At 57.1% G+C, this 23,812-nt stretch carries 21 protein-coding genes; 15 read left to right on the top strand and 6 right to left on the bottom strand.

Annotated elements, in window-relative coordinates; all coding sequences use genetic code 11:
- The first annotated feature begins 204 nt into the window (after positions 1–204).
- The 5 genes from xylF to IV493_RS17775 all read left to right on the top strand — a co-directional run bounded on the left by xylF (position 205) and on the right by IV493_RS17775 (position 7,153).
- The gene (gene xylF / locus IV493_RS17795; RefSeq protein WP_195857536.1) at positions 205–1,197 is read left to right on the top strand and encodes a D-xylose ABC transporter substrate-binding protein; all 993 of its coding nucleotides are present in this window, start codon (positions 205–207) and stop codon (positions 1,195–1,197) included.
- A 28-nt stretch (positions 1,198–1,225) separates the two neighbouring features.
- Positions 1,226–2,746, top strand: a complete 1,521-nt coding sequence (locus IV493_RS17790) for a xylose ABC transporter ATP-binding protein (RefSeq protein WP_195857535.1) — start codon at positions 1,226–1,228, stop codon at positions 2,744–2,746.
- Positions 2,739–3,923 carry a xylose ABC transporter permease XylH gene (gene xylH / locus IV493_RS17785; protein ID WP_195857534.1) on the top strand — a complete coding sequence of 395 codons (1,185 nt, stop codon included), beginning with the start codon at positions 2,739–2,741 and terminating at the stop codon, positions 3,921–3,923. Before IV493_RS17790 ends, xylH begins: the two co-directional genes overlap by 8 nt.
- Positions 3,924–4,016: 93 nt before the next feature.
- Complete coding sequence (gene xylR, locus IV493_RS17780; protein WP_061061193.1) at positions 4,017–5,195, top strand: D-xylose utilization transcriptional activator XylR; 1,179 nt, start codon at positions 4,017–4,019, stop codon at positions 5,193–5,195.
- 506 nt (positions 5,196–5,701) lie between these two features.
- Positions 5,702–7,153 carry a sugar porter family MFS transporter gene (locus IV493_RS17775; protein WP_195857533.1) on the top strand — a complete coding sequence of 484 codons (1,452 nt, stop codon included), beginning with the start codon at positions 5,702–5,704 and terminating at the stop codon, positions 7,151–7,153.
- A 27-nt stretch (positions 7,154–7,180) separates the two neighbouring features.
- Here the strand turns inward: IV493_RS17775 and IV493_RS17770 are convergent, their stop codons facing one another.
- The 5 genes from IV493_RS17770 to IV493_RS17750 all read right to left on the bottom strand — a co-directional run bounded on the left by IV493_RS17770 (position 7,181) and on the right by IV493_RS17750 (position 11,330).
- The gene (locus IV493_RS17770) at positions 7,181–8,314 is read right to left on the bottom strand and encodes an ROK family transcriptional regulator (protein WP_195857532.1); all 1,134 of its coding nucleotides are present in this window, start codon (positions 8,312–8,314) and stop codon (positions 7,181–7,183) included.
- A gap of 250 nt (positions 8,315–8,564) precedes the next feature.
- Complete coding sequence (gene dnaC, locus IV493_RS17765) at positions 8,565–9,305, bottom strand: DNA replication protein DnaC (RefSeq protein WP_195858201.1); 741 nt, start codon at positions 9,303–9,305, stop codon at positions 8,565–8,567.
- Entirely contained in the window at positions 9,305–9,841 is a 537-nt protein-coding gene (dnaT, locus tag IV493_RS17760; protein WP_013359579.1) for a primosomal protein DnaT, read from the bottom strand. Before dnaT ends, dnaC begins: the two co-directional genes overlap by 1 nt.
- Before the next feature lie 110 nt (positions 9,842–9,951).
- Positions 9,952–10,632 carry a hypothetical protein gene (locus tag IV493_RS17755; RefSeq protein WP_147789685.1) on the bottom strand — a complete coding sequence of 227 codons (681 nt, stop codon included), beginning with the start codon at positions 10,630–10,632 and terminating at the stop codon, positions 9,952–9,954.
- A 74-nt stretch (positions 10,633–10,706) separates the two neighbouring features.
- Complete coding sequence (locus tag IV493_RS17750; RefSeq protein WP_230299978.1) at positions 10,707–11,330, bottom strand: autotransporter; 624 nt, start codon at positions 11,328–11,330, stop codon at positions 10,707–10,709.
- Positions 11,331–11,542: 212 nt separating this feature from the next.
- Here IV493_RS17750 and IV493_RS17745 point away from each other — a divergent pair, with 212 nt between their 5' ends.
- The 9 genes from IV493_RS17745 (at position 11,543) to IV493_RS17705 (ending at position 20,708) form a co-directional block, all read left to right on the top strand.
- Complete coding sequence (locus IV493_RS17745) at positions 11,543–12,109, top strand: DNA-3-methyladenine glycosylase I (protein ID WP_195857531.1); 567 nt, start codon at positions 11,543–11,545, stop codon at positions 12,107–12,109.
- A 110-nt stretch (positions 12,110–12,219) separates the two neighbouring features.
- Entirely contained in the window at positions 12,220–12,882 is a 663-nt protein-coding gene (locus IV493_RS17740) for an OmpA family lipoprotein (RefSeq protein ID WP_013359583.1), read from the top strand.
- Positions 12,883–13,016: 134 nt separating this feature from the next.
- Positions 13,017–14,000 (top strand): LacI family DNA-binding transcriptional regulator, encoded by a 984-nt coding sequence (locus IV493_RS17735; protein WP_195857530.1) that lies wholly within the window; start codon positions 13,017–13,019, stop codon positions 13,998–14,000.
- Positions 14,001–14,065: 65 nt separating this feature from the next.
- Positions 14,066–15,091, top strand: coding sequence for a LacI family DNA-binding transcriptional regulator (locus IV493_RS17730; RefSeq protein ID WP_013359585.1), 1,026 nt, complete (start codon positions 14,066–14,068; stop codon positions 15,089–15,091).
- Between the two features lie 139 nt (positions 15,092–15,230).
- Positions 15,231–15,980 carry a sugar phosphate isomerase/epimerase gene (locus IV493_RS17725; protein ID WP_013359586.1) on the top strand — a complete coding sequence of 250 codons (750 nt, stop codon included), beginning with the start codon at positions 15,231–15,233 and terminating at the stop codon, positions 15,978–15,980.
- Between the two features lie 9 nt (positions 15,981–15,989).
- On the top strand, positions 15,990–16,955 hold the full coding sequence (locus IV493_RS17720; RefSeq protein ID WP_013359587.1) for a sugar kinase: 966 nt from the start codon (positions 15,990–15,992) through the stop codon (positions 16,953–16,955).
- Between the two features lie 32 nt (positions 16,956–16,987).
- A complete protein-coding gene (locus tag IV493_RS17715) occupies positions 16,988–18,268 on the top strand; it encodes an MFS transporter (RefSeq protein WP_195857529.1) in 1,281 nt (426 codons plus the stop codon).
- A gap of 133 nt (positions 18,269–18,401) precedes the next feature.
- On the top strand, positions 18,402–19,376 hold the full coding sequence (gene ghrB, locus IV493_RS17710; RefSeq protein ID WP_195857528.1) for a glyoxylate/hydroxypyruvate reductase GhrB: 975 nt from the start codon (positions 18,402–18,404) through the stop codon (positions 19,374–19,376).
- An 81-nt stretch (positions 19,377–19,457) separates the two neighbouring features.
- Positions 19,458–20,708, top strand: coding sequence for a valine--pyruvate transaminase (locus IV493_RS17705; protein WP_195857527.1), 1,251 nt, complete (start codon positions 19,458–19,460; stop codon positions 20,706–20,708).
- Here IV493_RS17705 and IV493_RS17700 read toward each other — a convergent pair.
- Complete coding sequence (locus IV493_RS17700; protein WP_013359591.1) at positions 20,705–22,165, bottom strand: PLP-dependent aminotransferase family protein; 1,461 nt, start codon at positions 22,163–22,165, stop codon at positions 20,705–20,707. The genes IV493_RS17705 and IV493_RS17700 overlap by 4 nt on opposite strands.
- 168 nt (positions 22,166–22,333) lie before the next feature.
- On the opposite strand from IV493_RS17700, the gene IV493_RS17695 reads away from it, so the two are divergent.
- On the top strand, positions 22,334–23,800 hold the full coding sequence (locus IV493_RS17695) for a hypothetical protein (RefSeq protein ID WP_195857526.1): 1,467 nt from the start codon (positions 22,334–22,336) through the stop codon (positions 23,798–23,800).
- Positions 23,801–23,812: the final 12 nt, after the last annotated feature.

The raw sequence follows: 23,812 nt of genomic DNA, 5'->3' as shown, positions 1-23,812 counted from the left end.
ATTTGCGGGGCGGTTTATCCCTGTCACTCTTTTGTCCTAAAAAGATGAAACCTCGATCGCGCTCATAAAAAAAGAAATAAACCAAAAAACGTAATAGCCGGATAAAAATCAGTAATTGCTGCGACAGGAAAAGAAGGGCAACAATTCATCCGCCTGGTTTATCGGCCTGCGATAACAATAGCCTCCACCTACAGGATGATCACAATGAAGATGAAACATGCACTGTTAGCCGCCTGCGCGGCGCTGGCGCTCTTCAGCCAGACCAGCGTGGCAAAAGAAGTGAAGATCGGCATGGCAATTGACGATTTGCGCCTCGAGCGCTGGCAGAAAGACCGCGATATTTTCGTTAAACAGGCGGAGACGCTGGGCGCTAAGGTGTTTGTTCAGTCGGCCAACGGCAACGAAGAAACACAGATGTCGCAGATTGAAAATATGATCAACCGCGGTGTCGATGTGCTGGTGATTATTCCCTACAATGGTCAGGTCTTGAGTAACGTTGTCGCTGAAGCGAAACGGGAAGGCATTAAAGTGCTGGCCTATGATCGAATGATAAATAATGCCGATATCGATTTTTATATTTCGTTCGATAATGAAAAAGTGGGCGAACTTCAGGCCGAAAGCATTGTGAAACAGGTGCCTAAGGGCAACTATTTTTTAATGGGCGGATCGCCGGTAGATAATAACGCCCGCCTGTTCCGTGCCGGGCAGATGAAAGTGTTAAAACCTTATATCGACAACGGCAGTATTAAAATTGTCGGCGATCAGTGGGTCGATGCCTGGCTGCCGGAAAACGCCCTGAAAATTATGGAAAACGCCCTGACCGCTAACAGTAACCACATCGATGCGGTCGTGGCCTCTAACGATGCCACCGCAGGCGGTGCGATTCAGGCGCTGAGTGCACAGGGACTGGCCGGAAAAGTGGCGATTTCGGGTCAGGATGCCGATCTGGCCGCGATTAAGCGCATCAAAGCGGGCACCCAGACCATGACGGTTTATAAACCGATCACCGAACTGGCCACCGAAGCGGCGAAAATTGCCGTCGAACTGGGTGATGGCAAAACACCAGCCAGCAACAGCAAGCTGAACAATGGCCTGAAAGATGTGCCGTCGCGACTGCTGAAGCCGCTTCCGGTCAACAAAGACAATATCGAAAGCACCGTGGTGAAAGACGGTTTCCATAAACAGAGCGAACTCTGACCGCGCATAGCGTGAGGGAGAACAGTCGATGCTGCTGGAAATGAAAAACATCACCAAGCGTTTCGGTGCCGTGAAGGCGGTTAATGATGTCAGTCTGCAACTGGAGGCGGGCGAAGTAATGTCGCTGTGCGGTGAGAATGGATCGGGCAAATCGACGCTGATGAAAATCCTGTGCGGCCTCTATCCGCACGGCGATTTTGAAGGGCAGATTCACTTCTCTGGCGACGAGATTCAGGCGCAGACTATTCGCGATACCGAACGTAAAGGCATTGTGATTATTCATCAGGAGCTGGCGCTGGTGCGGCAACTCACGGTGATGGAGAACATCTTCCTCGGTGCCGAACTGAGCCGTTTCGGCATGGTGGATGACGAAACCATGACCCTGCGCTGCCAGCAGCTGCTGGCGCGGGTCGGGCTGAACGTTTCTCCCGCGACCCGTGTCGGTGAGTTAGGCCTGGGCCAGCAGCAGCTGGTGGAGATCGCCCGCGCGCTTAACAAACAGGTCCGGCTGCTGATTCTGGATGAGCCAACCTCATCGCTGACGGAGCAGGAAACAGATGTGCTGCTGGGCATCATCCGTAATCTGCGCGAACACGGCATCGCCTGCATCTACATCTCACACAAGCTGAATGAGGTGAAGGCGATCTCCGACACCATCTGCGTGATCCGTGACGGCCAGCATATCGCCACCCGTCCGGCGGCAGGCCTGAGCGAAGATGACATCATCACCATGATGGTCGGACGCGAGCTGACCGCGCTTTATCCTCACGCGCCGCATCAGATTGGCGAGGTGATACTGAAAGTCGACAACCTCACCGCCTGGCATCCGGTTAACCGCCACATCCGCCGCGTCAACAATGTCTCGTTCACGCTCAGACGTGGTGAAATCCTGGGTATCGCCGGGCTGGTGGGTGCGGGCAGAACCGAAACCGTGCAGTGTCTGTTTGGCGTCTGGCCGGGACGCTGGCAGGGTGATATCTGGATCAATGGCCAGCAGGTCAGCATCACCGACTGCCGCGCTGCGATTGCGCACGGCATCGCGATGGTGCCCGAAGATCGCAAAAAGGATGGCATCGTGCCGCTGATGGCGGTGGGCAAAAATATCACCCTGGCGGCGCTGGATCAGTTTAGTCACCGCCTCTCTACCCTGGATGAAGCGCAGGAGCAGCAGGCGATCAACGACGCGATCAGCCGGCTGCGGGTGAAAACCTCCTCGTCGGAACTGCCTATTGGCCGCCTGAGCGGCGGCAATCAGCAGAAAGCGATTCTGGCGAAGTGCCTGCTGCTTAATCCCAAAATCCTGATCCTGGATGAACCGACGCGCGGCATCGATGTGGGCGCCCGTCAGGAGATCTACCTGCTGATCAATGCGCTGGTGCAGCAGGGTATCGCGGTGATTGTGATTTCATCTGAGCTGCCGGAGGTGCTGGGCCTGAGCGATCGGGTGCTGGTGATGCATGAAGGGCAGATCAAAGCCGATCTGATTAACGATAACCTGACTCAGGAGCAGGTGATGGAAGCTGCCCTGCGGAGTGAACATTATGCTTAAAAGTGAAAGTACCCAAAGCCGCCTCACCGGCACGTCGGGCAAACCGTCACCGGGCAGGTTCACGCTGCCTAATCTGCAGGTGCTGGTGATGCTGGGCGCGATTGTGCTGATTGCGTTGTTCTTTACCTGGACCACCGAAGGCGCGTGGCTCAGTGCGCGTAATGTCTCCAACCTGCTGCGTCAGACCGCCATCACCGGTATCCTGGCGGTGGGCATGGTGTTCGTGATTATCTCGGCGGAGATCGACCTGTCAGTCGGCTCCATGATGGGGCTGCTGGGCGGGGCGGCGGCGATATTCGACGTCTGGCTCGGCTGGCCACTGCCGCTGACCATCGTGGTGACACTGGTGATGGGGCTGTTGCTCGGTACCTGGAATGGCTGGTGGGTGGCCTACCGTAAAGTGCCGTCGTTTATCGTCACGCTGGCAGGGATGCTGGCGTTCCGCGGCATTCTGGTCGGAATTACTGACGGCACTACGGTTGCGCCCATCACGCCGGGCATGTCGCAGATTGGACAGAGTTATCTGCCGGGTGGCGTTGGTTTCGGCTTTGGCGTGGCCGGTCTGGCGTTGTTTATGCTGTGGCAGTGGCGTCTGCGTCTGCGTCGTCAGCAGCTCGGACTGCCGCAGGGCGCAGCCAGCAGCACCGTGGGGCGTCAGGCGATTACCGCCATCTTAGTGCTCGGTGCCATCTGGTTACTCAACGACTATCGCGGCGTGCCGACGCCGGTTTTACTGCTGGCTGTGCTGCTGCTGGCGGGCATGTTTATGGCCACCCGCACTGCATTTGGCCGTCGTATCTATGCCATCGGCGGCAACATTGATGCTGCCCGGCTGTCTGGCATTAACGTGGCGCGCACCAAACTGGCGGTGTTCGCCATCAACGGTGTGATGGTGGCGATTGCCGGGCTGATTCTGAGTTCAAGGCTGGGCGCAGGTTCGCCATCGGCGGGTAACATCGCAGAACTCGACGCGATTGCTGCCTGCGTCATCGGCGGCACCAGCCTGGCGGGCGGTGTGGGGTCGGTGGCGGGCGCGGTAATGGGGGCCTTTATCATGGCCTCGCTGGATAACGGCATGAGCATGATGGATGTGCCGACTTTCTGGCAGTACATCGTCAAAGGCGCGATTCTGCTGCTGGCGGTGTGGATGGATACCGCAACGCGGCGTCGGGTGTAATCGCGCGGGCGATCACATTGTGGCGCAAACAATTTTTTTGCCCCTTTCAGCCGTGTTATGCAATGCGCTGAGGATTTAAGGGAACGCGCCACCATGCATGATAAACGCTATCGCATTACGCTGCTGTTTAACGCCAATAAAGTGTATGACCGCCAGGTTGTTGAGGGCGTCGGAGAGTATCTGCAGGCGTCGCAGACTGACTGGGATATCTTCATCGAGGAAGATTTCCACTGTCGCATCGACAACATCCGCGAGTGGCTGGGCGATGGGGTGATCGCCGATTACGACGATCGCTCCATCGAAACCCTGCTGTCAAATGTCTCTGTGCCGATTGTCGGCGTTGGCGGCTCTTACCATCGTCAGGAAGATTATCCCCCGGTGCATTACATCGCTACGGACAATGCCGCGCTGGTGGAGAAAGCCTTTCTGCATCTGAAAGAGAAGGGCATTAACCGTTTTGCCTTTTATGGTTTACCGGCCTCCAGCGGCAAGCGCTGGGCACAGGAGCGGGAACAGGCGTTCCGCCAGCTGGTGGGGCGTGAGCGCTATCAGGGCGTGGTTTATCAGGGCATGGAAACCGCACCGGAAAACTGGCAGCACGCCCAGAACCGGCTCGCCGACTGGCTGCAGACGCTGCCGCCGCAAACCGGCATTATCGCCGTCACCGACTCACGGGCACGGCACCTGCTGCAGGCGTGCGAACATCTGAAAATACCGGTGCCGGAGAAGCTTACGGTGATCGGGATTGATAATGAGGAGCTGACCCGCTATCTGTCACGCGTGGCACTCTCGTCCGTAGCACAGGGCTCGCGACAGATGGGCTACCAGGCGGCCAAATTGCTGCATCGGCTGCTGGATAAGCAGCCTCTGCCGCTTCAGCGCATTCTGGTGCCGCCGGTGAAAGTGATCGCCCGGCGCTCAACTGATTTCCGCTCGCTGCGCGATCCGGCGGTGATTCAGGCGATGCACTATATCCGCTTCAACGCCTGTAAAGGGATTAAAGTGGAGCAGGTGCTGGATGCGGTAGGACTGTCGCGCTCTAACCTGGAAAAGCGCTTCCGGGATGAGACCGGCGACACTATCCATGCGATGATCCACCGCGAAAAGCTGGAAAAAGCCCGCGAACTGCTGGCTTCCTCGTCGCTCAACATCAACGAAATCTCACAGATGTGCGGCTACCCTTCGCTGCAATACTTTTACTCAGTTTTTCGCAAAAGCTACGACACCACGCCGAAAGAGTATCGCCAGCATTTTGGCGAAAACCTGCTTTAACGACAGACTGGCGTAAAGAACGCCAGTGTTTTCATATAATGACCAGGATGAAAATTATATTTCATCCTGATGCCTCGCTGTCAGTCCAGGGGCTATTTTCGCAGGCTTAATCTGCCAGCCGGAACGGCCCGGCTTCATTGAATTTAAAGCTTAAAAATCAGCACTTAAGGATGAATGCTGGCGTAGTGTTTTATCAGCCCCAGACAGGCCACTTCAGACGATATTTCGTCTGTCATCAGATGTTTACCCTTGATGGGAAAACATCACTGCCCGGATTTATCTCTTATATCATTGATTTATATGAGCTTTATTAAGGATTACCACTCAACAAGTTTATAATTTTTTCCAACCTGCCTCACACTTCCGAAAGAATTAATCCAAATCTCTCCATTTAGAAAATATATTTCACGGGTATCTGATCGCTGCAATTCCTGAACCCCTGACAATCACGCCTCCTCTTTCTGAACCGATACGGTTCAGGCAGTAGAGAAAAGGAGCCTGTAAAAATGGAAACCCGGCAAAAACGTTACAACATGAAATATGTCATGCTCTGTTGCACCGTCGCCGCTTTTGGTGGCCTGCTGATGGGCTATGACTCGTCAATTATCTCTGGCGCTATCGAGCCGCTTAGTGACTATTTCCAGCTGACCCCGGCAGAAACCGGCTGGGCAGTGTCTAACATCCTGCTTGGCAGTCTGGTGGGCTGCTTTATTGCGCCAAAGCTGAGCGATAAATTTGGCCGCAAAAAGTCGCTCGCTATCACGGCGCTACTGTTTACTGCCTCGGTGGTGGGGACTGCCATCGCCCATAACTTCTTCACCTTTGTCGCCTTTCGTATTCTTGGCGGATTAGCCATCGGGCTGGCCTCGGTGATTTCGCCAATCTATCTGGCGGAGCTTTCACCGTCGAAGTATCGTGGCCGCACCAGCGCGCTCTATGCGGTCTGCTGTGTCGGTGGGCAATCGGTGGTACTGCTCACCAACTACTTCATTAATAAATCGATGCTGCCGGAGGTGATGGTCGATACAGGCTGGCGCTATATCCTGGCAACCGCGCTGGTGCCCTGTGCGCTGTTTATCTTTTTCATTGCTTTTATACCGGAATCACCGCGCTGGAACGTTCTGAAAGGCAAAGACAAAGAGGCGCTGGATACGCTGAGCAAAATCTCTGACCCGGCCCATGCCCGCACCGTTTTCAATGAAATTAAACACTCATTCTCTGATGAGGCGGCGACCCGCCATAAATCCCGATTCCGCCTGAACAAAACCACGGTACCGTTGCTCATCATTGGTATTGGCCTGGCTGTCGGCAACCAGATTAGCGGCATCAATGTGATTCAGTATTTCGGACCAACGTTGCTGAAAAATGTGTCCGGCAGCACGGATTCGGCGCTGCTCCAGACCTTCTGGCTGTCTGTATGTCAGTTTGTGGGAGTGCTGATGGGTATGGCGCTGATTGATAAAGTCGGACGTCGTAAGCTGTTACTGCTGGGGGCGATTACCTCTGCCGTTTTCCTTGCCTACACCTTTATCGCTTTCTATTACCGTTTGCCCGGCTTGCTGGCGGTGGTGGGACTGTTTGCCTATATGGTTTTCTTTGGCATGACCTGGGGACAGATTGTCTGGACCGTACTGGGCGAGCTGTTTCCGACAGAAATCCGCTCAATCTGTGTCGGCATCTCTATTTGCGCCATGTCGATGGCCAATTTTGTCATCAGCACCACATTCCCGATTCTGAACAGTAGTGCTTTTCTGCTTGAGATTTTCCACGGTGGCTTCCCGCTGTTACTGTTTGCGCTTTTTTCACTGGCTATGTATTTCTTCACTTTCCGCTATCTGCCGGAAACGGCTGGGATGCCGCTGGAAAAAATTCACGCGCGCGTGCTGGAGAAGTTTAATATTGACCCGCGTGAGGCGGGCGAACGGACAGATGCTCCGGTCAGCGAGACGCGATCGTAAAGAAGAGGGCAGTCTGTGGGGGCACGCTCACCCCACACGCTGCTCACTCTGTTCCAGCACCGCCAGTGCCAGCCCGTTTGCCGGGTCAATCCGGTTTTCCGGGAAGTGCAGCTGAGTGTGCGCGGCGGTAAAGGCCAGCGCGTTGCCGTGTGCGGTATCGCGCACCGCCTTGCAGAAGCGCTCACTGGCGTTCCACGGACAATCAATGATGATGGTAGCGGGATTGAGCAGCAGCATAATCTGACTCAGCGCCGCACCCAGATAGCCACCCGCCTGCGCCATCACCTCATCCACCACGCGCGGGGCGCTGTCACGGTTCTGCCAACTCAGGCCAGGCTGACGCTGCGCCAGCTGCTGATTCACTGCAGGCTTGCTGACCAGCGCTTCCAGACACCCCCGGCGGCCGCAGCTGCAACGTGGCCCTTCAGGCTGGACAACCAGATGTCCTGCTTCGCCCGCCGTCCAGCTATGCCCGGTAAATACCTGACCCTGTTGTACCAGTGCGCCGCCAATCCCCTCGGAAATACGCAGATAAAAATGACCGCTCTCCGGCGATAATCCACTTTGCTCGACAGCCAGTAGCGCAGCGGCTTTGACATTATTCATAATGCGGATAGGCAGACGCACGTGCTTGCGCAGCGTGGTCAGCAGGTCAACATCCTGCCATTCCAGCGGCAATGAGATATGCATCCAGCCGCGCCGGGGATCGACGATGCCGGGGAAGCCGAGGCCAATACCGAGCAGATCGGGATAGCGTTCTGACAGTTCCCGGCACAGCATAGCCAGTTCAGCCAGCAGGCGGGTCGGATGACTGGTATCGGTACGCAGCGTCGCTTCAGCCAGCACCTGGGAAAAGTAGTCGCAGACCCGCCAGTGGATCACGTTGCGTTCCACCATGACGCCAGCGCTCTTAAGCTTTTCCGGTCTCAGGGTGATCCCGATTTTAGGCCGTCCGGCAGCCGCGACGCTGACCGGCCCCAGTTCCTCTATCAGACCCTGCTCCAGCAGGTCATCAATGATTAATGAGACGGTGTTTTTACTGAGTGCCAGCGCCTCCGCCAGATCCTGACGCGAGGTTACGCGGCGTTTACGCAGCTGAGTCATCACCCGTTTCTGGTTATTCAGTCGCAGTAGTGCAGGGCCTTTGCCGTTCGTTTTCATGACGGGTTCAGTCAACAGAGGAGTAAGAATTGAGTGTATCAGTCCATGCGTATTCTTCGCCCTACACTTTGTGGGCTGTTTCACATAACGAGATCGCCTGTGGCTAAGATCGTGACGGCGATCAGAACGCCGGGTTAATACCCTGTTTCAGGAGAAGATGAGGAAAGCCACATGCAAGCCGTGTTCTGATAATGATGACGCGGGAGATCATATTTGATGAGCAGAGTGACCCGGCGTAGCCGGGTCATTGTTAATACTCGTCGCCGCGTACCCGACAGCGATAGCTTTCCCAGTCGAAACGTACCCACAGGCTGTTGCCCAGGCGCATACGGTCCATGACGCGTTCGCCCAGCAGCGCATTCATGCCCGCATGGTCGAGGTTGGATAACATGCCCGTTGGCCGCTTTGACGAAGAACGGCGATCGACAATCTGGTTGATGATCACTTTTTCGTAGCGCGATTCGCTCTGCATACCGATCTCATCAATCACCAGCAGATCGACACTGCTGAGATCCTGAATCAGGCGCTCTTCGGTAATGCCGCTGCTGCCGCTGAAGGTCCCCTTCATGCTCGACATCAGATCGGCGACCGTCACGATCAGCACGCTTTTACCGCGCAGGATCAGGTCATTGCCAATCGCCGCGGCCAGATGGTTTTTACCGGTGCCAGGACGCCCGGAAAAGACAAAGCTGGCGATGCTGCCATCAAACTCAGCGGCGTACTGACGCGCCAGCTCCAGCGCTTTGCGCTGTCCCTCGTTCTCTACCCGGTAATTATCAAATGAGCAGTTCATGTGCAGCTCGCGAATACCGGAACGGCCCATCACGCGCTGCATTTTCATTGCGCGATTCTCACGCACAATCGCCTCCGATCGCAGACGACCCTGTTCCTGATTCCACGCCAGCAGCTCTTCACCATTGGCAAATTTGGGACGGGTGCCCGCAGGCATCATTCTTTTCAGACGGTTAAAGAGATCATCTGGCGTTTTCATCATTCACCTCGGAAACCATCGGGAATGGTACGGTCAGGATCAGGCAACTGCGTGATATCACGCTTCGGCTGCCCGCCATTTGCTGCGCGGTTCATCTGAATGCTGCGCGCCAGCTTCTGTTGCCACTGCACATGATGGAACATCCGGCTTTCCGCCTGCCAGTAGGCCACAAAGGCCGCCAGCTCGCCGGGCGTCACCGGTTCACTCAGCGCCACGCCCCAGATGGCGGCCTGACGCGTAAAGTCGGCATCCGGCTGCCAGCCCGGATACATGGCGAACTTGCCTGCCGGCGTATGAATCGCGGCGGGCGCATCGTCATAGAGGCTGTCATCCAGCACCACATCATTTGGCTGCCGGGCGGCGGCTTCCAGCGCCAGCAGCTCAGCCAGACGCGCCGGTGTGATGGCATACATCACCGGCGCATAGTTGTCTAACACCGCCAGCGTGCCCTTTTCCGCCTGCTGCAGGGCAGTCAGCGGATCCTGTCGGAAGGCATCCAGGCCAATGAGCGTTGAAGTTAAGATTTTAGCTGACATGAAAAGACCTGAGGTTAACGAACACCTTGCGCCGGGAACCTGTCGTCGACGCAGAAGTGTTTATTGTACCTGTTTTGAGGGTGCGGATCGCTTAAAAAGCAACACCGCAGTCAGTGCGACGTGGCCGGAGAAGAGGCGTGGCGGGCCGATGCAGATTCAGTGGCGCACACGCTGATGGCAGCGGCGGCCGGGCGGGTCTGCCATAAATAGCGAACCGAGGCGAGCCAGCAGAGGCTGTATCCCAGAAGCTCGGTGCCCTCTTCGGCCATGTTTTTCACCACGCGGTTGTAATCACCGAGCATCAGATGCTGCCACAGCGCGTGAATACCAAACAGACGTGAAAAAACCAGCACTACTAAAAAGCCGGACGCCATCACCGGCCAGCTGCGATGCAGCAGCAGGTTAGCCAGCGCATGCAGGGTTTTTTTCGGCGTGCGCAGTGCAACGGCCAGCGAACCCGCCGTGACCGCCAGGGCGAACCAGACCCAGCTGCCGTGCTGAATGACATCAAACACGAAGTCGAGCTCGCGGATCAGCATGCAGCTGTAAAAGCCGGCGACCAGGGTCAGCGCTCCACGCTGGGCGGGACGACGGCGGGCCGCAATGAAAAACAGCGCGGCGATCATCGCCAGCATGATTTCCTGGGTAGTTTCAGTAAAAGAGGTTTCGTGCAGTGCGTCGTTCATCCAGGCCACATCAATGTAGACGGGGACGATAGTCAGGGCGAGAACCAGGGCGGCCATCAGGAAGACCGCGATTTCACGGCCAATAATTGTCAAATCGTTGCGCATTTTGTTACCAGTATAATGATTAGCGGACTCATTATATTTTAAACGCCCGATTCCCTTTCTCTTTTCATGCCCCGCTAGAAGCTGGCGCTGAAGCCAAAGCTATAAAGTTGCTGCTCGTCGTTATTTAGCGCTTCGCTTTGTGAAAATGACGCGAAAGCCGCCAGATTATCGTTCAGTGGCATTTGTGCGCCGATGCTTAAATCGATACCGTCGGACTGGTCCGAGCCATTCGTTGCCTCGCGCCGTGGGCTTTGCGGCGCATCTGCCATCAGATAGTGGTAACTCAGCTGCGCCCAGGGCGATATCCATCCCTGCTGCGAATCAATGCGCCATCCGACGCTGGCGCTTTGTTCACGGCTCTGCTGATCGCTGTAGTCGCATTGCAGACAGTTCATCTGCTGGGGATCGACCGCATACTGCGCCACGGGTCCGGTGGTCAATGACGGCGCAATGGGCATATCAACACCCGCCCGATAGCGTTTACCCAGCGGCGTGGTACCTACGCTACCGGTTTCACTGTGCAGGGCGATGGGGGAAGCAGTGGGAGAATTAATTGCAGCTTCAAACAGGGCGCGGCTCTCATCGCTGAACGCAAGTGGCGTCAGGGCGATCTTCTCCGCCAGAATTGTGTCGTAGTCGGGCAGAAAGTCAGGATGCTGAGGCGCAGAGATACCACCGCGGGCAAAAGTCGGTTGCATGAACATTAACAGCCCTACAGCACAGCAGGTCCGCAGACCTTTCCAACCGCTTCTCGGCAACATCGCTTCTCCGGGCAAGGCTGAAGTTATGGCGTCTTAATGAATTTTTCGGCCCGTCTCTGTTATTTAACCGGTGATCGTTTAACTATCAACCGATTAATTCTAAGATCAAGCGGACCGCTAAAATATTCTCGTTATAAAGGAACAAAACGATGCAACGATGTGGCTGGGTAACGCAGGATCCGCTCTATCTGGCGTATCACGACAGGGAATGGGGTGTGGCGCAGAGAGAGACGCGTGCACTGTTCGAGATGCTCTGTCTGGAAGGACAGCAGGCGGGATTATCCTGGATCACCGTGCTGAAAAAACGTGAAAACTATCGGGCGGCGTTTCACCAGTTTGATCCTCAGGCTATTGCGCAGATGGACGCTGCCGACATTGACGATCTTATGCTCAACAGCGGCATTATCCGCCACCCTGGCAAAATCGCTGCCATTATCGCTAACGCCCGCGCTTTTCTTGAGATGGAAGCGAAAGGCGAGGATTTCAGCGACTTCGTCTGGCAGTTTGTCGATAACGTGCAAATTGTCCACCATTATCCTGATTACAGCCAGGCACCCACCACGTCAGAGCAGGCCATTGCGCTCTCGAAGGCGCTGAAGCTGCGTGGTTTCAAATTCATCGGCCCTACAATTTGCTACTCCTTTATGCAGGCCTGCGGGCTGATAAACGATCATCAGAGCAACTGTTTTTGCCATCCTGACAATCAAAAGGCGTGATTCCCGGTAAATCAGGATTTTTCCGCACTACATTCCCGGTCACCAGACGTCATAATCGTGCCACTTATGGGAAAGGTTTTCCCCTGTGTGTCGAATATAAGGGAACAAAAATGCAGAAGAAATTAATCGCCATCACCTTGTTATTAAGCGGCAGTCTGGCCCTGCCAGGTTGTACGACCAATCCCTACACCGGCGAATCTCAGGCGGGTAAGTCAGGCGTGGGCGCGGGCCTTGGCGCATTAGTCGGTGCCGGTGTCGGCGTGCTCTCTTCATCGAAGAAAGATCGTCGTAAAGGTGCGCTGATTGGGGCCGCAGGTGGTGCTGCACTGGGCGGTGGCGTGGGTTACTACATGGACGTGCAGGAAGCGAAACTGCGTGACAAGATGCGCGGGACCGGCGTCAGCGTAACCCGCAACGGCGATAACATCGTCCTGAATATGCCAAACAATGTCACCTTCGACTCCAGCAGCAGCAATCTGAAACCTGCCGGCGCCAACACCCTGACCGGTGTTTCAATGGTGCTGAAAGAGTATCCGAAAACCGCGGTAAACGTTGTGGGTTACACCGACAGTACCGGCAGCCGTGCGCTGAACATGCGTCTGTCACAGCAGCGTGCTGAAAGTGTTGCCAGTGCGTTGATCGTGCAGGGTGTTGCCAGCGATCGCCTGCGTACGCAGGGTGCAGGACCGGATAACCCGGTTGCCACCAACAGCACCGAAGCAGGCAAAGCACAAAACCGTCGTGTTGAGATCACGCTCAGCCCGCTGGGATAATCGCGGTCGCCCCCGAACGGGGGCGTACCTTTTCTGTAAAGCATCACGTTAAAAGCACCAGTAATGTTTCTGCGGATAGAGCCAGCAGAGGCCTTATGGTAGTCTGATCAAAAATTGATCAGTGGACTTGCCCCATGTCTCTTAAAGCCATCGCTGCAGTTTTAGGTCTTTCCGTTACGACTGTCAGCCGCGCCCTTAATGGTTATCAGGATGTCGCTCAGGAGACGCGTAAACGCATCGAAGAGGAAGCGCAGCGGCGCGGCTACCGGCCTAATGCGGCGGCCCGACGGCTGAAAACCGGCCGTGCAAACGCGGTGGGATTTGTCTGCCCAATCAGTGTATCCCCTCTATGTGGCAGCGACTTCAGCGACATGCTGCTGGCGCTGGATCATCATCTTGCCCGTCATGAAATTAACCTGCTGTTGCTGGCGGATAAACAGCAGCAGAGCCATTCAACCCTGACGCGCCTGCTGCGCAGTGGGGCCGTCGATGCTCTGATCGTCGGCCATACCACGCCAGAAGACAGCCGACTGAATGCGCTGATGCAGACCAGTTTTCGCTTTCTGGCGCTGGGCCGCAGCGATCTGCCAGCCGCCTACGCCTGGTTTGATGTTGATCACCTTGCCGGTTCACAACTGGCAGTGGGCTGGTCGCTGGCGCAGGGGCGGCAGCGGATAGCCTGGCTCGGCAGCAATGAAAACAGCACGCGGGTACGTGACCGGCGTCAGGGTTATCTGACGGCGCTGGGTGACGTTGCGCCTTACGCGATGGCGGCGGTCGCACCGTCGCGCCGTGCCGGCTATCACCAGACGCGTGAGTGGCTGGCAGAGGAACCCGCGCCGGAAGTGATTATCACCGACTGCGCTGCGCTGGCTGAAGGGGCAGCTCTGGCGCTGCAGCAGGCCGGTCGGGCAGCGGGCGAGGACGCCATTCTGCTCGCAGGCTGGGAAGGATTACCGCGTGATGCGATTCTCGATCATCCCATTGCTGCGATTCGCCAGGCAACGCCGCATCAGGCCGGCGAACAGGTGGCTGACATGGTTATCAGGCTGATCAATGGCGCGCCGCCGGAAACGTTACAGACCCTCTGGCAACCCTGGCTGCAATTACCGGCCTAGCACTTTTTGCGCCGGGCTTCGCTTGTGCTAGTCTCTGCCGGGTTTCTTATTTCGCAGGATATCTCATGAAAATCAGGCCGCCTCGCGCCACCATCAGCGATGTTGCTCACGCGGCACGAACCGGTAAAACCAGCGTTTCACGCTATCTCAATGGCGAGCTGCATCTGCTCTCTGCCGACTTAAAAGCGCGGATTGAACAGGCTATTGCGGATCTCAGCTACCGCCCGAGTCAGATGGCGCGCGGCCTGAAGCGCGGACGTACCCGCCTGATTGGGCTGATTATCGCCGACATTACCAATCCCTATTCCGTCGATGTGATGAGCGGCATTGAAGCTGCCTGCCGGGAGCAAGGTTTCACGCTGCTGATGTGTAACACCAACAACGAAGTGGATCTGGAGCAGCACTATCTGCAACTGCTGAGCAGTTATCAGGTTGAGGGCATCGTGGTTAACGCGGTCGGCATGCGTGAAGAGGTACTCAGCCATCTGCAACAATCCCTGCTGCCGATGGTGCTGATCGACCGCAAAATCCCCGACTTTCCCTGCGATGTGGTGGGCCTGAACAATGCCGAAGCGGCCGAGACGGCCACACGCCATCTGGTCGACAATGGCTATGACGCGCTGCTGTTTCTCAGCGAGCCATTGGGCAGCGTGAATACGCGACGCGAGCGTCTGAAGGCTTTCCGCCAGCTGCTGGCGGCGCATCCGCAGGTTGAGCATGAAAATGCGGAAGTGCCGCTGCACCAGCCCGCCGCACTGGACCAGGCGCTGCTGGCCTTCCAGCAGCGTCACACCGGTAAACGCTGCGCGGTGATGGTGGCCAACGGCGCGCTGACGCTGCAGGTGGCGCGATCGCTGCAACGACTTAACCTGCACTGGGGCCGTGATATCGGCCTGCTCGGTTTCGACGAACTGGAGTGGGCGGCGCTGGCGGGTGTCGGCATTACCACGCTGAAACAGCCGACCTGGCAGATTGGCTACAGCGCGCTGGAGCGATTGATTGCGCGCATCGAGGGCAGTGAACTGCCTGTTGCTGAGCAGGTCTTCTCGGGTGAACTGATCGTTCGTGGCTCCAGCCAGCCTCTGGGCTGACTTTCAGATTTAACCTTCCGTTTACATGCTCGCTTCGTGAGCACGATCATAATTTCACAGTTTGCTGCTTTGCTTTGGAACCGGTTCCATTTAGGGTTTTTCTATTCATTATGGGCAGACCTCTGCCATGGAGTAGAACATGAAACCTGACATTATCGTGGTGACCGCCGCTTATGGCCACACGCAGATTGCCGCTCTCGGCGGTCAGGCTGCGTTGCTGCCAATAATCCAGCAGGCGGGCGCTGACGGGGTCGAAATCCGCCGTGAACTGCTTGATGACGCGGCGCTGGCCGATCTGCCGGCGCTGGCCAGGGCGATAGCGGAGCATCAGCTGCACGCCAGCTATTCCGTGCCGGATACGCTGTTTTGTGACGGCGGCGAAATCAATCCACGCATAACCCACTACGTTGAAGAGGCACGACAGCTAAACGCGCAGCGGCTGAAAGTGGCGCTGGGAGACTTTACTGGTGCGCTGCCTCGCGAAACGTTGCAGGCGCTGCTGGCAGATCTGCCATTCCAGCTGACCGTGGAAAACGACCAGACCGAACATGGCCGACTGGCACCGTCCGTCGCGTTTTTCACGGCGGTGCGCGAAGCCAATCTGCCGATCAGCATGACCTTTGATATGGGTAACTGGTGCTGGACCGGCGAAAACGCCGATCAGGCAGCAGAGCAGCTGGCCGCGCAGGTGGGCTATGTGCATGTCAAAGCCGCCGTACCGCATCAGGATAGCTTCCGGGCGATTGCGCTGGATGAGGCTGATGACCACTGGCGCACGCTGCTGCAAAAGCTGCCCGCCCGCGCGCCGCGCGGTATTGAATTTCCGCTGGAAGGCAACGATCTGACTGCGGTGACACGTCACTATGTGTCGCTGTTGCGTAACGTGTAAGGAGTGAAGATGACGACGCATCACACTATGCATCACAACGGTCCGCTTGATGTTGTCACCATCGGTGAAGCGATGGCGATGTTCATCGCCCGTGAAACCGGCGACCTGGCCGCAGCAGAGACCTTTGTTAAACGTGCCGCGGGCGCGGAACTCAATGTAGCGACCGGCCTGGCACGTCTTGGCCTGAAAGTGGGCTGGGTCAGCCGTGTCGGCGATGACGCTTTTGGCCGGTTTATCTGCCAGCAGCTGGAAAAAGAGGGTATCGATCACGCCTGTGTGACGGTCGATAAGCGCTATCCCACCGGTTTTCAGCTCAAGTCCAAAGTGGATGACGGTTCCGATCCGCTGGTGGAATATTTTCGTAAAGGCTCGGCGGCCAGCCATCTCTCGGTCGATGATTTTGACGCGGACTATTTCGGCTCGGCGCGCCATCTGCACCTCAGCGGTGTGGCGGCGGCGCTGTCAGAAAGCTCATTAGAACTGCTGAAGCACACCGCCAAAGAGATGCGCGCACGCGGCAAAACTATCTCGTTTGACCCGAACCTGCGACCGGTGCTGTGGCGCAGCGAAGAGGAGATGCGTAAGCAGCTCAATCTGCTGGCGGAGTATGCCGACTGGGTACTGCCGGGCGAAAAAGAGGGTCTGATTCTGACCGGTTATCGTCAGCCGGAAGCGATCGCGGATTTCTATCTCGACAGGGGTGTGAAAGCCGTCGTGATTAAAACCGGTTGTGACGGTGCATGGTATAAAACCGCGCAGGGCGAACAGGGCCAGGTTGAGGCGATCAAGGTCGATAACGTGGTGGATACCGTGGGTGCCGGTGACGGCTTTGCCGTTGGCGTCATCAGCGCGCTGCTGGAAGGTCAGTCGCTGCCGCAGGCGATTCGCCGCGGTAACAAGATTGGTTCGATGGCAATTCAGGTCATTGGTGACAGCGAAGGTCTGCCGACGCGTCAGCAACTGGGCGACGTGTAGTTCGCGCCCCTCTACAGTCACAGGAGTTCCCGATGAAAAAGCAGACAATCGCGCCAAAACGCTGGTGGTTCATCATGCCCATCGTGTTTATCACCTACAGCCTGGCGTATCTCGATCGTGCAAATTTTAGCTTCGCTTCTGCTGCCGGGATTAACGACGATCTCGGCATCACCAAAGGCATGTCCTCGCTGCTGGGTGCGCTGTTCTTCCTGGGTTACTTCTTCTTTCAGATCCCGGGTGCGATTTACGCCGAACGCCGCAGCGTCAAGAAACTGATCTTCGTCTGTCTGATCCTGTGGGGCGGCTGTGCCTCGCTGACCGGCGTGGTCAGCAACATTCCGATGCTGGCCGCGATTCGCTTTGTTCTGGGCGTCGTGGAAGCCGCCGTGATGCCCGCGATGCTGATCTACATCAGCAACTGGTTCACTAAATCGGAACGTTCGCGCGCCAACACCTTCCTGATTCTGGGTAATCCGGTCACGGTGCTGTGGATGTCTGTGGTGTCGGGCTATCTGATTGAATCCTTTGGCTGGCGTGAGATGTTTATCTTCGAAGGGATTCCGGCGGTGGTCTGGGCGATTGCCTGGTGGTTCCTGGTGCAGGATAAACCGGCACAGGCGCGCTGGATGAGTGATGCCGAGAAAGCGGCATTGCAGGCTGAACTGCAGAAAGAGCAGGAAAACATCAAAGCGGTGCGTAACTACGGCGAAGCGTTCCGTAACCGCAACGTCATCCTTCTCTGCCTGCAGTACTTTGCCTGGAGCATCGGCGTGTATGGCTTTGTGCTGTGGCTGCCGTCGATTCTGCGCAACGGTACGCAGATGGGCATGGTAGAAGCGGGCTGGCTCTCTGCCGTTCCTTATCTGGCAGCGACCATTGCGATGGTGGTGGTCTCCTGGGCGTCGGACAAAACCCAGAATCGTAAGCTGTTCGTCTGGCCGCTGCTGCTGATTGGCGCGCTGGCGTTCCTCGGCTCGTATCTGATGGGATCGAACAATTTCTGGATGTCCTACACCCTGTTAGTGATTGCCGGAGCCGCGATGTATGCCCCTTACGGACCGTTCTTCGCCATTATTCCTGAGATGCTGCCCCGTAATGTCGCCGGTGGCGCAATGGCGCTGATCAACAGCATGGGCGCGCTGGGGTCGTTCATCGGTTCATGGATTGTCGGCTATCTTAATGGTGCTACCGGCAGCCCGTCGGCGTCTTACATCTTTATGGGATCGGCCCTGCTGGTTTCGGTGTGGCTGACGCTGATTGTGAAACCGGCGCAGAATAAAGCCCCGCCGCTGCAGGGTGCGAAACCGGCCTGAAAGCGTAAACGCTAGAGAGTGCTGATTCATAAACGCCTAAGGCTTAGTCAGCACATTAAAAGCGTAATCGTTAATCTCTGTTTCTCCGGGCGGCCTGCAAGCCGCCCGCTACTTATTGAACGGGAGCAACCGAATGAAACCCGCTGTAATTCTTTATAAAAAACTGCCTGACGATCTCTACGCACGCCTGGCTGAACAGTGTGACGTGACGGAAATCAGCGATCTGTCGCCGGAAAGCCAGCAGCAGCATGCTGCGGTGTTTCAGCAGGCAGAAGGGCTGCTGGGATCGGGCGGTAAAGTGAATGGCGAGCTGCTGGCGAAAATGCCCAATCTGCGCGTCTGCTCCAGCGTCTCTGTGGGCTATGACAATTTCGATGTTGATGCACTGAATCAGCGTCACGTGGTGCTGATGCACACGCCGACCGTGCTGACCGAAACCGTGGCGGACACCATGATGGCGCTGGTGCTGAGCACGGCGCGCCGGGTGCCGGAACTGGATGCCTGGGTGAAAGCGGGCAACTGGCAGAAGAGCATCGGGCCGGCGCAGTTCGGCATCGACGTGCACCATAAAACGCTGGGTATCCTTGGCATGGGACGCATCGGCATGGCGCTGGCGCAGCGCGCCCACTTTGGTTTCGGCATGAAAATCCTCTACAACGCCCGCCGCGAACATGAAGAGGCGCAGTTGCGCTTTAGCGCGCAGCGCTGTGAACTGGAGGCGCTGCTGAAGCAGAGTGATTTCGTCTGCATCAGCCTGCCGCTGACGGAAGAGACGCACCATCTGATCGGTGCTGCCGAACTGGAACTGATGAAGCCGGATGCAGTGCTGATCAACGCCGGTCGCGGGCCGGTGGTGGATGAGCAGGCGCTGATCGCCGCGTTGCAGGCGGGCAAACTGCACGCTGCCGGGCTGGATGTGTTTGAGCAGGAGCCGGTCTCAGCCGACTCTCCGCTGCTGTCGCTGCCTAATGTTGTGACGCTGCCGCACATCGGTTCCGCCACGCATGAAACCCGTTACGGCATGATGCAGGATGCGGTAGAGAATCTCATCGCCGCGCTCGGCGGAAACGTTGAGAAAAACTGCGTGAACCCGCAGGCGCTGAAGTAATCCCCACGCCTTCCCATTGCGCCCGCCGATGGCGGGCGTTATGGTGGACCCCCGATTCGCTATTACAAATATTTAACCGCTATGTCCTTTTCTCAGTTCGGTGACAAATTTACCCAACATTCCGGCATCTCACGTCTGATGGAAGATATGGGCGCAGGCCTGCGTACGCCCGGCACCATCATGCTGGGTGGCGGCAATCCGGCGCAAATTCCGGCCATGAACGACTATTTTCAGCAACTGCTGCAGCAGATGCATGAGGAGGGCAAACTCAGCGAGGCGCTGTGCAATTATGACGGTCCGCGTGGCAAAGCGACGTTGCTCGAATCGCTGGCCGGACTGCTGAGCGAACAGCTTGGCTGGCCGATTACCGCAGAGAACATCGCGCTGACCAACGGCAGCCAGAGTGCCTTCTTCTATCTGTTTAACCTGTACGCCGGTCGCCGGGCCGATGGCAGCAAAAAGCGGGTGCTTTTCCCGCTGGCGCCTGAGTATCTTGGCTATGCGGATGCCGGTCTGGAAGAGGATCTGTTTGTGTCGGCGAAGCCGAACATTGAGCTGCTGCCGGAAGGCCAGTTTAAATATCATGTCGATTTCGAGCATCTGCCGATGAACGATGATGTCGGGTTAATCTGCGTATCGCGCCCGACCAACCCCACCGGCAATGTGATCACCGATGATGAGCTGATGCAGCTCGATGCGCTGGCACAGCAGCATGACGTGCCGCTGCTGATCGACAATGCCTATGGCGTGCCGTTCCCCGGCATCATCTTCAGCGAGGTGCGCCCGCTGTGGAATCCCAACATTATTCTCTGCATGAGCCTGTCGAAGCTCGGCCTGCCGGGTGCGCGTTGCGGCATTATTATCGCGGATGAGAAGACCATTACTGCGCTGAGCAATATGAACGGGATTATCAGCCTGGCGCCAGGCAGTATCGGTCCGGCCATCGCCAATGAGATGATCCGTCGTGGCGATCTGTTGCGGCTCTCCGAAGAGGTGATTAAGCCGTTCTATCAGCAGAAGGTGCAGCAGACTATCGCGATCCTGCGGCGCTATCTGCCGGAAGATCGCTGCCTGATCCATAAGCCGGAAGGGGCGATTTTCCTCTGGCTCTGGTTCCGCGATCTGCCGATCACCACCGAACTGCTTTATCAGCGGCTTAAAGCGCGCGGCGTACTGATGGTGCCAGGCCACTTCTTCTTCCCGGGACTGGAACAGGCGTGGCCGCATACTCATCAATGTATGCGGATGAACTACGTGCCGGATGCAGAGAACATCGAGCGGGCGGTGCAGATTCTGGCGGAAGAGGTTGAGATCGCCTGGCGCGACAGTTAATCCTGCTGTTCCTGTGAATCGGTTAACGACAGCTGGCACCACTGTGCCAGCTGCTGAATCGCCTGTTCCACTTCCGCATTCCAGCCGAAACCGGCATTCAGCCGGAAACAGTGATCGTAGCGCTGATCGGTAGCAAAAATGTGGCCGGGCGCAATCCCGATGCCCGCATTGCGCGCTTTCAGAAACAGCTCGCGCACGTTCAGTGCCCCCCGTGGCATTTCCACCCACAGCACATAGCCTCCTTCCGGATCGGACACCCGGGTTCCCGCCGGAAATTCCCGCAATACCGACTGCCGCATTTCACGGATTTGCCGCGCCAGCTCGCGCCGCAGTTTGCGCAGGTGAGCATCATAGCCGCCGCTGCGCAGCAGCTCCGCCACCGCCGCCTGTGACAGCACGGAGGTGCCCATGGTGGAGGTATATTTCAGCGAGGCAATTTTGCGCATGTAGTTAACGCTGTGCACCCAGCCAATACGAATGCCCGGTGCCACGGTTTTAGAGAAGCCGCTGCAGAGAATGGCATTGGGGCTGAAGGCGCGCATCGGGAAGGGGCGACGCTCACCAAAGGCGGTATCGCCAAAAATATCATCCTCAATGATCACTACATCGTTCTCATCCGCCTGCCGCGCGATATAGGCTTTATGCTCGTTGGGAATACTCTTGCCCAGCGGATTATTGACGTTGCACAGGGTGAGAAAAACCCGCACCGCCTTGCGCTGAAACAGGCCGGTCAGCTTCGCCACATTCACATACCCTTCCGGCCCGGCTTCCACTTCAATCACCCGCAGATTCAGGTTATGCAGCATCTGCAGCAGCACGAAATAGCAGGGTGACTCTACGGCCACGACGTCACCCGGCTGGGTGGTGGCGCGCAGCGACAGTGAGATCGCCTCGATGCAGCCGTTGGTGATCAGAATATCGTCAGCGCTGATATTGCAGCCATAATCGACCGCGCGGCGGGCAATCTCGGTTTTCAGCGGCGCATAGCCGGTGCCCTTGACCGTATTGCCGAGCAGGGCCGGTTTGCTGTAGCCCATCTGGCGCATCAGCAGGCCGATGCGTTTGACCGGATAGAGCGCGCTGTCGCCGTTAGCCAGATCGAGGCGCACCCGGCAGTCTGAGCCAAGCATCGCCAGATGCAGTTCGGTCTGTTCATCCAGCGGTGCGATGGCGTGTGGCTGTTCGCTGATGGCGGGCAACTGACGTGAAGAAGGCCGCTGCGGGGCGACAAAAAAGCCCGATTTAGGCCGGGCGACGGCGTAGCGCTCATCTTCCAGCGTGCGCAATGTTTTCAGGGCGGTGGTGAGGCTGACATTGTACTGCGTCGCCAGCGTGCGTACCGACGGCAGACGGCTGTCGGGAGCCAGCGAACCGGCATGAATGGCCTGCTTGATCTGTTCTGCTATCTGGCGGTAACGACTGCTCTGACTCTCCTGTTCCCCGATAACATCGGCCATCTGTTCCACCCCATATCGCGCTGATCTGTGCATATTCAACAGAGTACATTCAAAGTACTTTAGGCTGCATCTCTTAATTATTCATGATGCTGAACGGCACGGCGACCCCGCCAGCCACCGGGCTTCAGGCCATAAAGCGATTCTGTTCACCTGAGGGAAATGCGAGAAATGAATAATCTGCCCGCCATGATGAAGGAGATTGAAGCGTATCTGTCGCCCGCGATCATGGAGTCGGCTCAGCGCTGCTCCGCCCGCCTGCTGGCGGCGTTACCGGATAAGCTGCAGCTAGAGAACAACCGTGTGCTGCTCGCCTATGGCGGCGGAAAAGACAGCAGCTACATGGTGGCGTATGTGCGATACATTCAGGGCCTGATCTGGCAGCAGCAGGGCAGCACTTTTTCTCTTCGGGTCAGCACCAACCGCCATGCGGCAATGAATCAGAGCGTGATGGAGAATATCCATCGCGTGTATCAGGCGCTGGCGATGCATGACGATGAACGGGCGGAATGTCTGGTGGTGGATGGCCTGCTGATCCGGCCGTTTGCCCGCGACCTGCCGATGCCGGAGAGCGTGCGGCAGCAGAACCGCCATGATGTGCTGATGAATGGCCACCGCTTTCGCGCCGATGGGCGCTCGACCTTCTGCAATGCCTGTAATCTCAGCATGGTGAACTCCTTTGGCCTGGCGGCAGACTACAACGGCGGCGTGGATTTGATTGTTACCGGCGACTCGCCGCAGGAGCAGGCTGCCTATGTTGCCTGGGCGCGGCACCTTTCACGGCTGTTTGATGCGCCGGTAGCGGACAAAGACCGGGGCTTCAGCGGCTTTCTCCAGACGCTGGACGGCGTAGCTGATCGCTACTTCTCTGACGTTTACGGTGCCGATCAACTGACACCCGCGCACCGCATTACCCACCAGCTGGCGCGCGATCCGCTGTTTTTCAACATCTATCAGGACACCGCCTATGAAGCGGGCGCGCACTGGGCACTGCTCAGCGAATTTATGCGTTTCCGTTTTGATGAGCTGATGTTCAGCTTTTCTGAGTCCGACTGCGGTAATCCGACACTGATGGCGCACCTGCGGGGACTGCGGGCAGAAACGCTGCTGCAGCGTAACTATGCCGAAGGGATCCGCGAATATGTGCGCTTTGCGCTGGGGCTGATGGTGAAGAAAGATTTTCCGCCACAGCTGATTGATGAGATGGCGGCACGTTATCAGGATGACGACGCCATCTACCAGCAGCGGCAGCGCGCGGCGGACTTCGCCCTGCAGGCGTTTGACCTTAACGACGACCAGCTGATCTGCATGATCTACTCACCCTTCCTGGCACAGGGAGAACAGCTCGGACAGTGGCTGTCACAGGAGCAGATTGCGCTGGATGAAACAGCCATTCGCGACCTGCTTGAGCAGCGCAGCGAGGATCTCACGCTGGCACAGCAGCTAACACAGCTCTCTGGCATGACGCTGACGCAGATGCAGCACTGCTGGCAGAGTCAGCCGGTCAGTTCGCTGCTGGAGGGCAAAAGCCGCGATCCGCTGTCGCGCGTCCTGCGTTTTGATCCCCATAAAGCGGTGATTCAGGTCAATAACGGTGTGCTCAACGACATCGTGACAGAAATCATTTCCGGGCGTTAACCCGGTAAGGCA

The organism is Pantoea sp. SM3640, assembly GCF_015654165.1.
In the GTDB taxonomy this organism is placed as follows: Bacteria; Pseudomonadota; Gammaproteobacteria; order Enterobacterales; family Enterobacteriaceae; genus Pantoea; species Pantoea vagans.
The sequence above is the reverse complement of the archived record's forward strand: the minus strand, read 5'-3'. Positions and strand labels throughout refer to the sequence as shown.

Excerpts from the sequence above, each read along its gene's own strand:
- IV493_RS17720 (WP_013359587.1), top strand. The coding sequence starts at position 15,990 with ATGACGACGCATCACACTATGCATCACAACGGTCCGCTTGATGTTGTC.
- xylF (WP_195857536.1), top strand. The coding sequence starts at position 205 with ATGAAGATGAAACATGCACTGTTAGCCGCCTGCGCGGCGCTGGCGCTC.
- IV493_RS17700 (WP_013359591.1), bottom strand. The coding sequence starts at position 22,165 with ATGGCCGATGTTATCGGGGAACAGGAGAGTCAGAGCAGTCGTTACCGC.
- IV493_RS17745 (WP_195857531.1), top strand. The coding sequence starts at position 11,543 with ATGCAACGATGTGGCTGGGTAACGCAGGATCCGCTCTATCTGGCGTAT.
- IV493_RS17750 (WP_230299978.1), bottom strand. The coding sequence starts at position 11,330 with ATGCAACCGACTTTTGCCCGCGGTGGTATCTCTGCGCCTCAGCATCCT.
- IV493_RS17705 (WP_195857527.1), top strand. The coding sequence starts at position 19,458 with ATGTCCTTTTCTCAGTTCGGTGACAAATTTACCCAACATTCCGGCATC.
- IV493_RS17770 (WP_195857532.1), bottom strand. The coding sequence starts at position 8,314 with ATGAAAACGAACGGCAAAGGCCCTGCACTACTGCGACTGAATAACCAG.
- dnaT (WP_013359579.1), bottom strand. The coding sequence starts at position 9,841 with ATGTCAGCTAAAATCTTAACTTCAACGCTCATTGGCCTGGATGCCTTC.
- IV493_RS17755 (WP_147789685.1), bottom strand. The coding sequence starts at position 10,632 with ATGCGCAACGATTTGACAATTATTGGCCGTGAAATCGCGGTCTTCCTG.
- dnaC (WP_195858201.1), bottom strand. The coding sequence starts at position 9,305 with ATGAAAACGCCAGATGATCTCTTTAACCGTCTGAAAAGAATGATGCCT.
- IV493_RS17695 (WP_195857526.1), top strand. The coding sequence starts at position 22,334 with ATGAATAATCTGCCCGCCATGATGAAGGAGATTGAAGCGTATCTGTCG.
- ghrB (WP_195857528.1), top strand. The coding sequence starts at position 18,402 with ATGAAACCCGCTGTAATTCTTTATAAAAAACTGCCTGACGATCTCTAC.
- IV493_RS17740 (WP_013359583.1), top strand. The coding sequence starts at position 12,220 with ATGCAGAAGAAATTAATCGCCATCACCTTGTTATTAAGCGGCAGTCTG.
- IV493_RS17715 (WP_195857529.1), top strand. The coding sequence starts at position 16,988 with ATGAAAAAGCAGACAATCGCGCCAAAACGCTGGTGGTTCATCATGCCC.
- xylH (WP_195857534.1), top strand. The coding sequence starts at position 2,739 with ATGCTTAAAAGTGAAAGTACCCAAAGCCGCCTCACCGGCACGTCGGGC.
- IV493_RS17725 (WP_013359586.1), top strand. The coding sequence starts at position 15,231 with ATGAAACCTGACATTATCGTGGTGACCGCCGCTTATGGCCACACGCAG.
- xylR (WP_061061193.1), top strand. The coding sequence starts at position 4,017 with ATGCATGATAAACGCTATCGCATTACGCTGCTGTTTAACGCCAATAAA.
- IV493_RS17735 (WP_195857530.1), top strand. The coding sequence starts at position 13,017 with ATGTCTCTTAAAGCCATCGCTGCAGTTTTAGGTCTTTCCGTTACGACT.
- IV493_RS17790 (WP_195857535.1), top strand. The coding sequence starts at position 1,226 with ATGCTGCTGGAAATGAAAAACATCACCAAGCGTTTCGGTGCCGTGAAG.
- IV493_RS17730 (WP_013359585.1), top strand. The coding sequence starts at position 14,066 with ATGAAAATCAGGCCGCCTCGCGCCACCATCAGCGATGTTGCTCACGCG.
- IV493_RS17775 (WP_195857533.1), top strand. The coding sequence starts at position 5,702 with ATGGAAACCCGGCAAAAACGTTACAACATGAAATATGTCATGCTCTGT.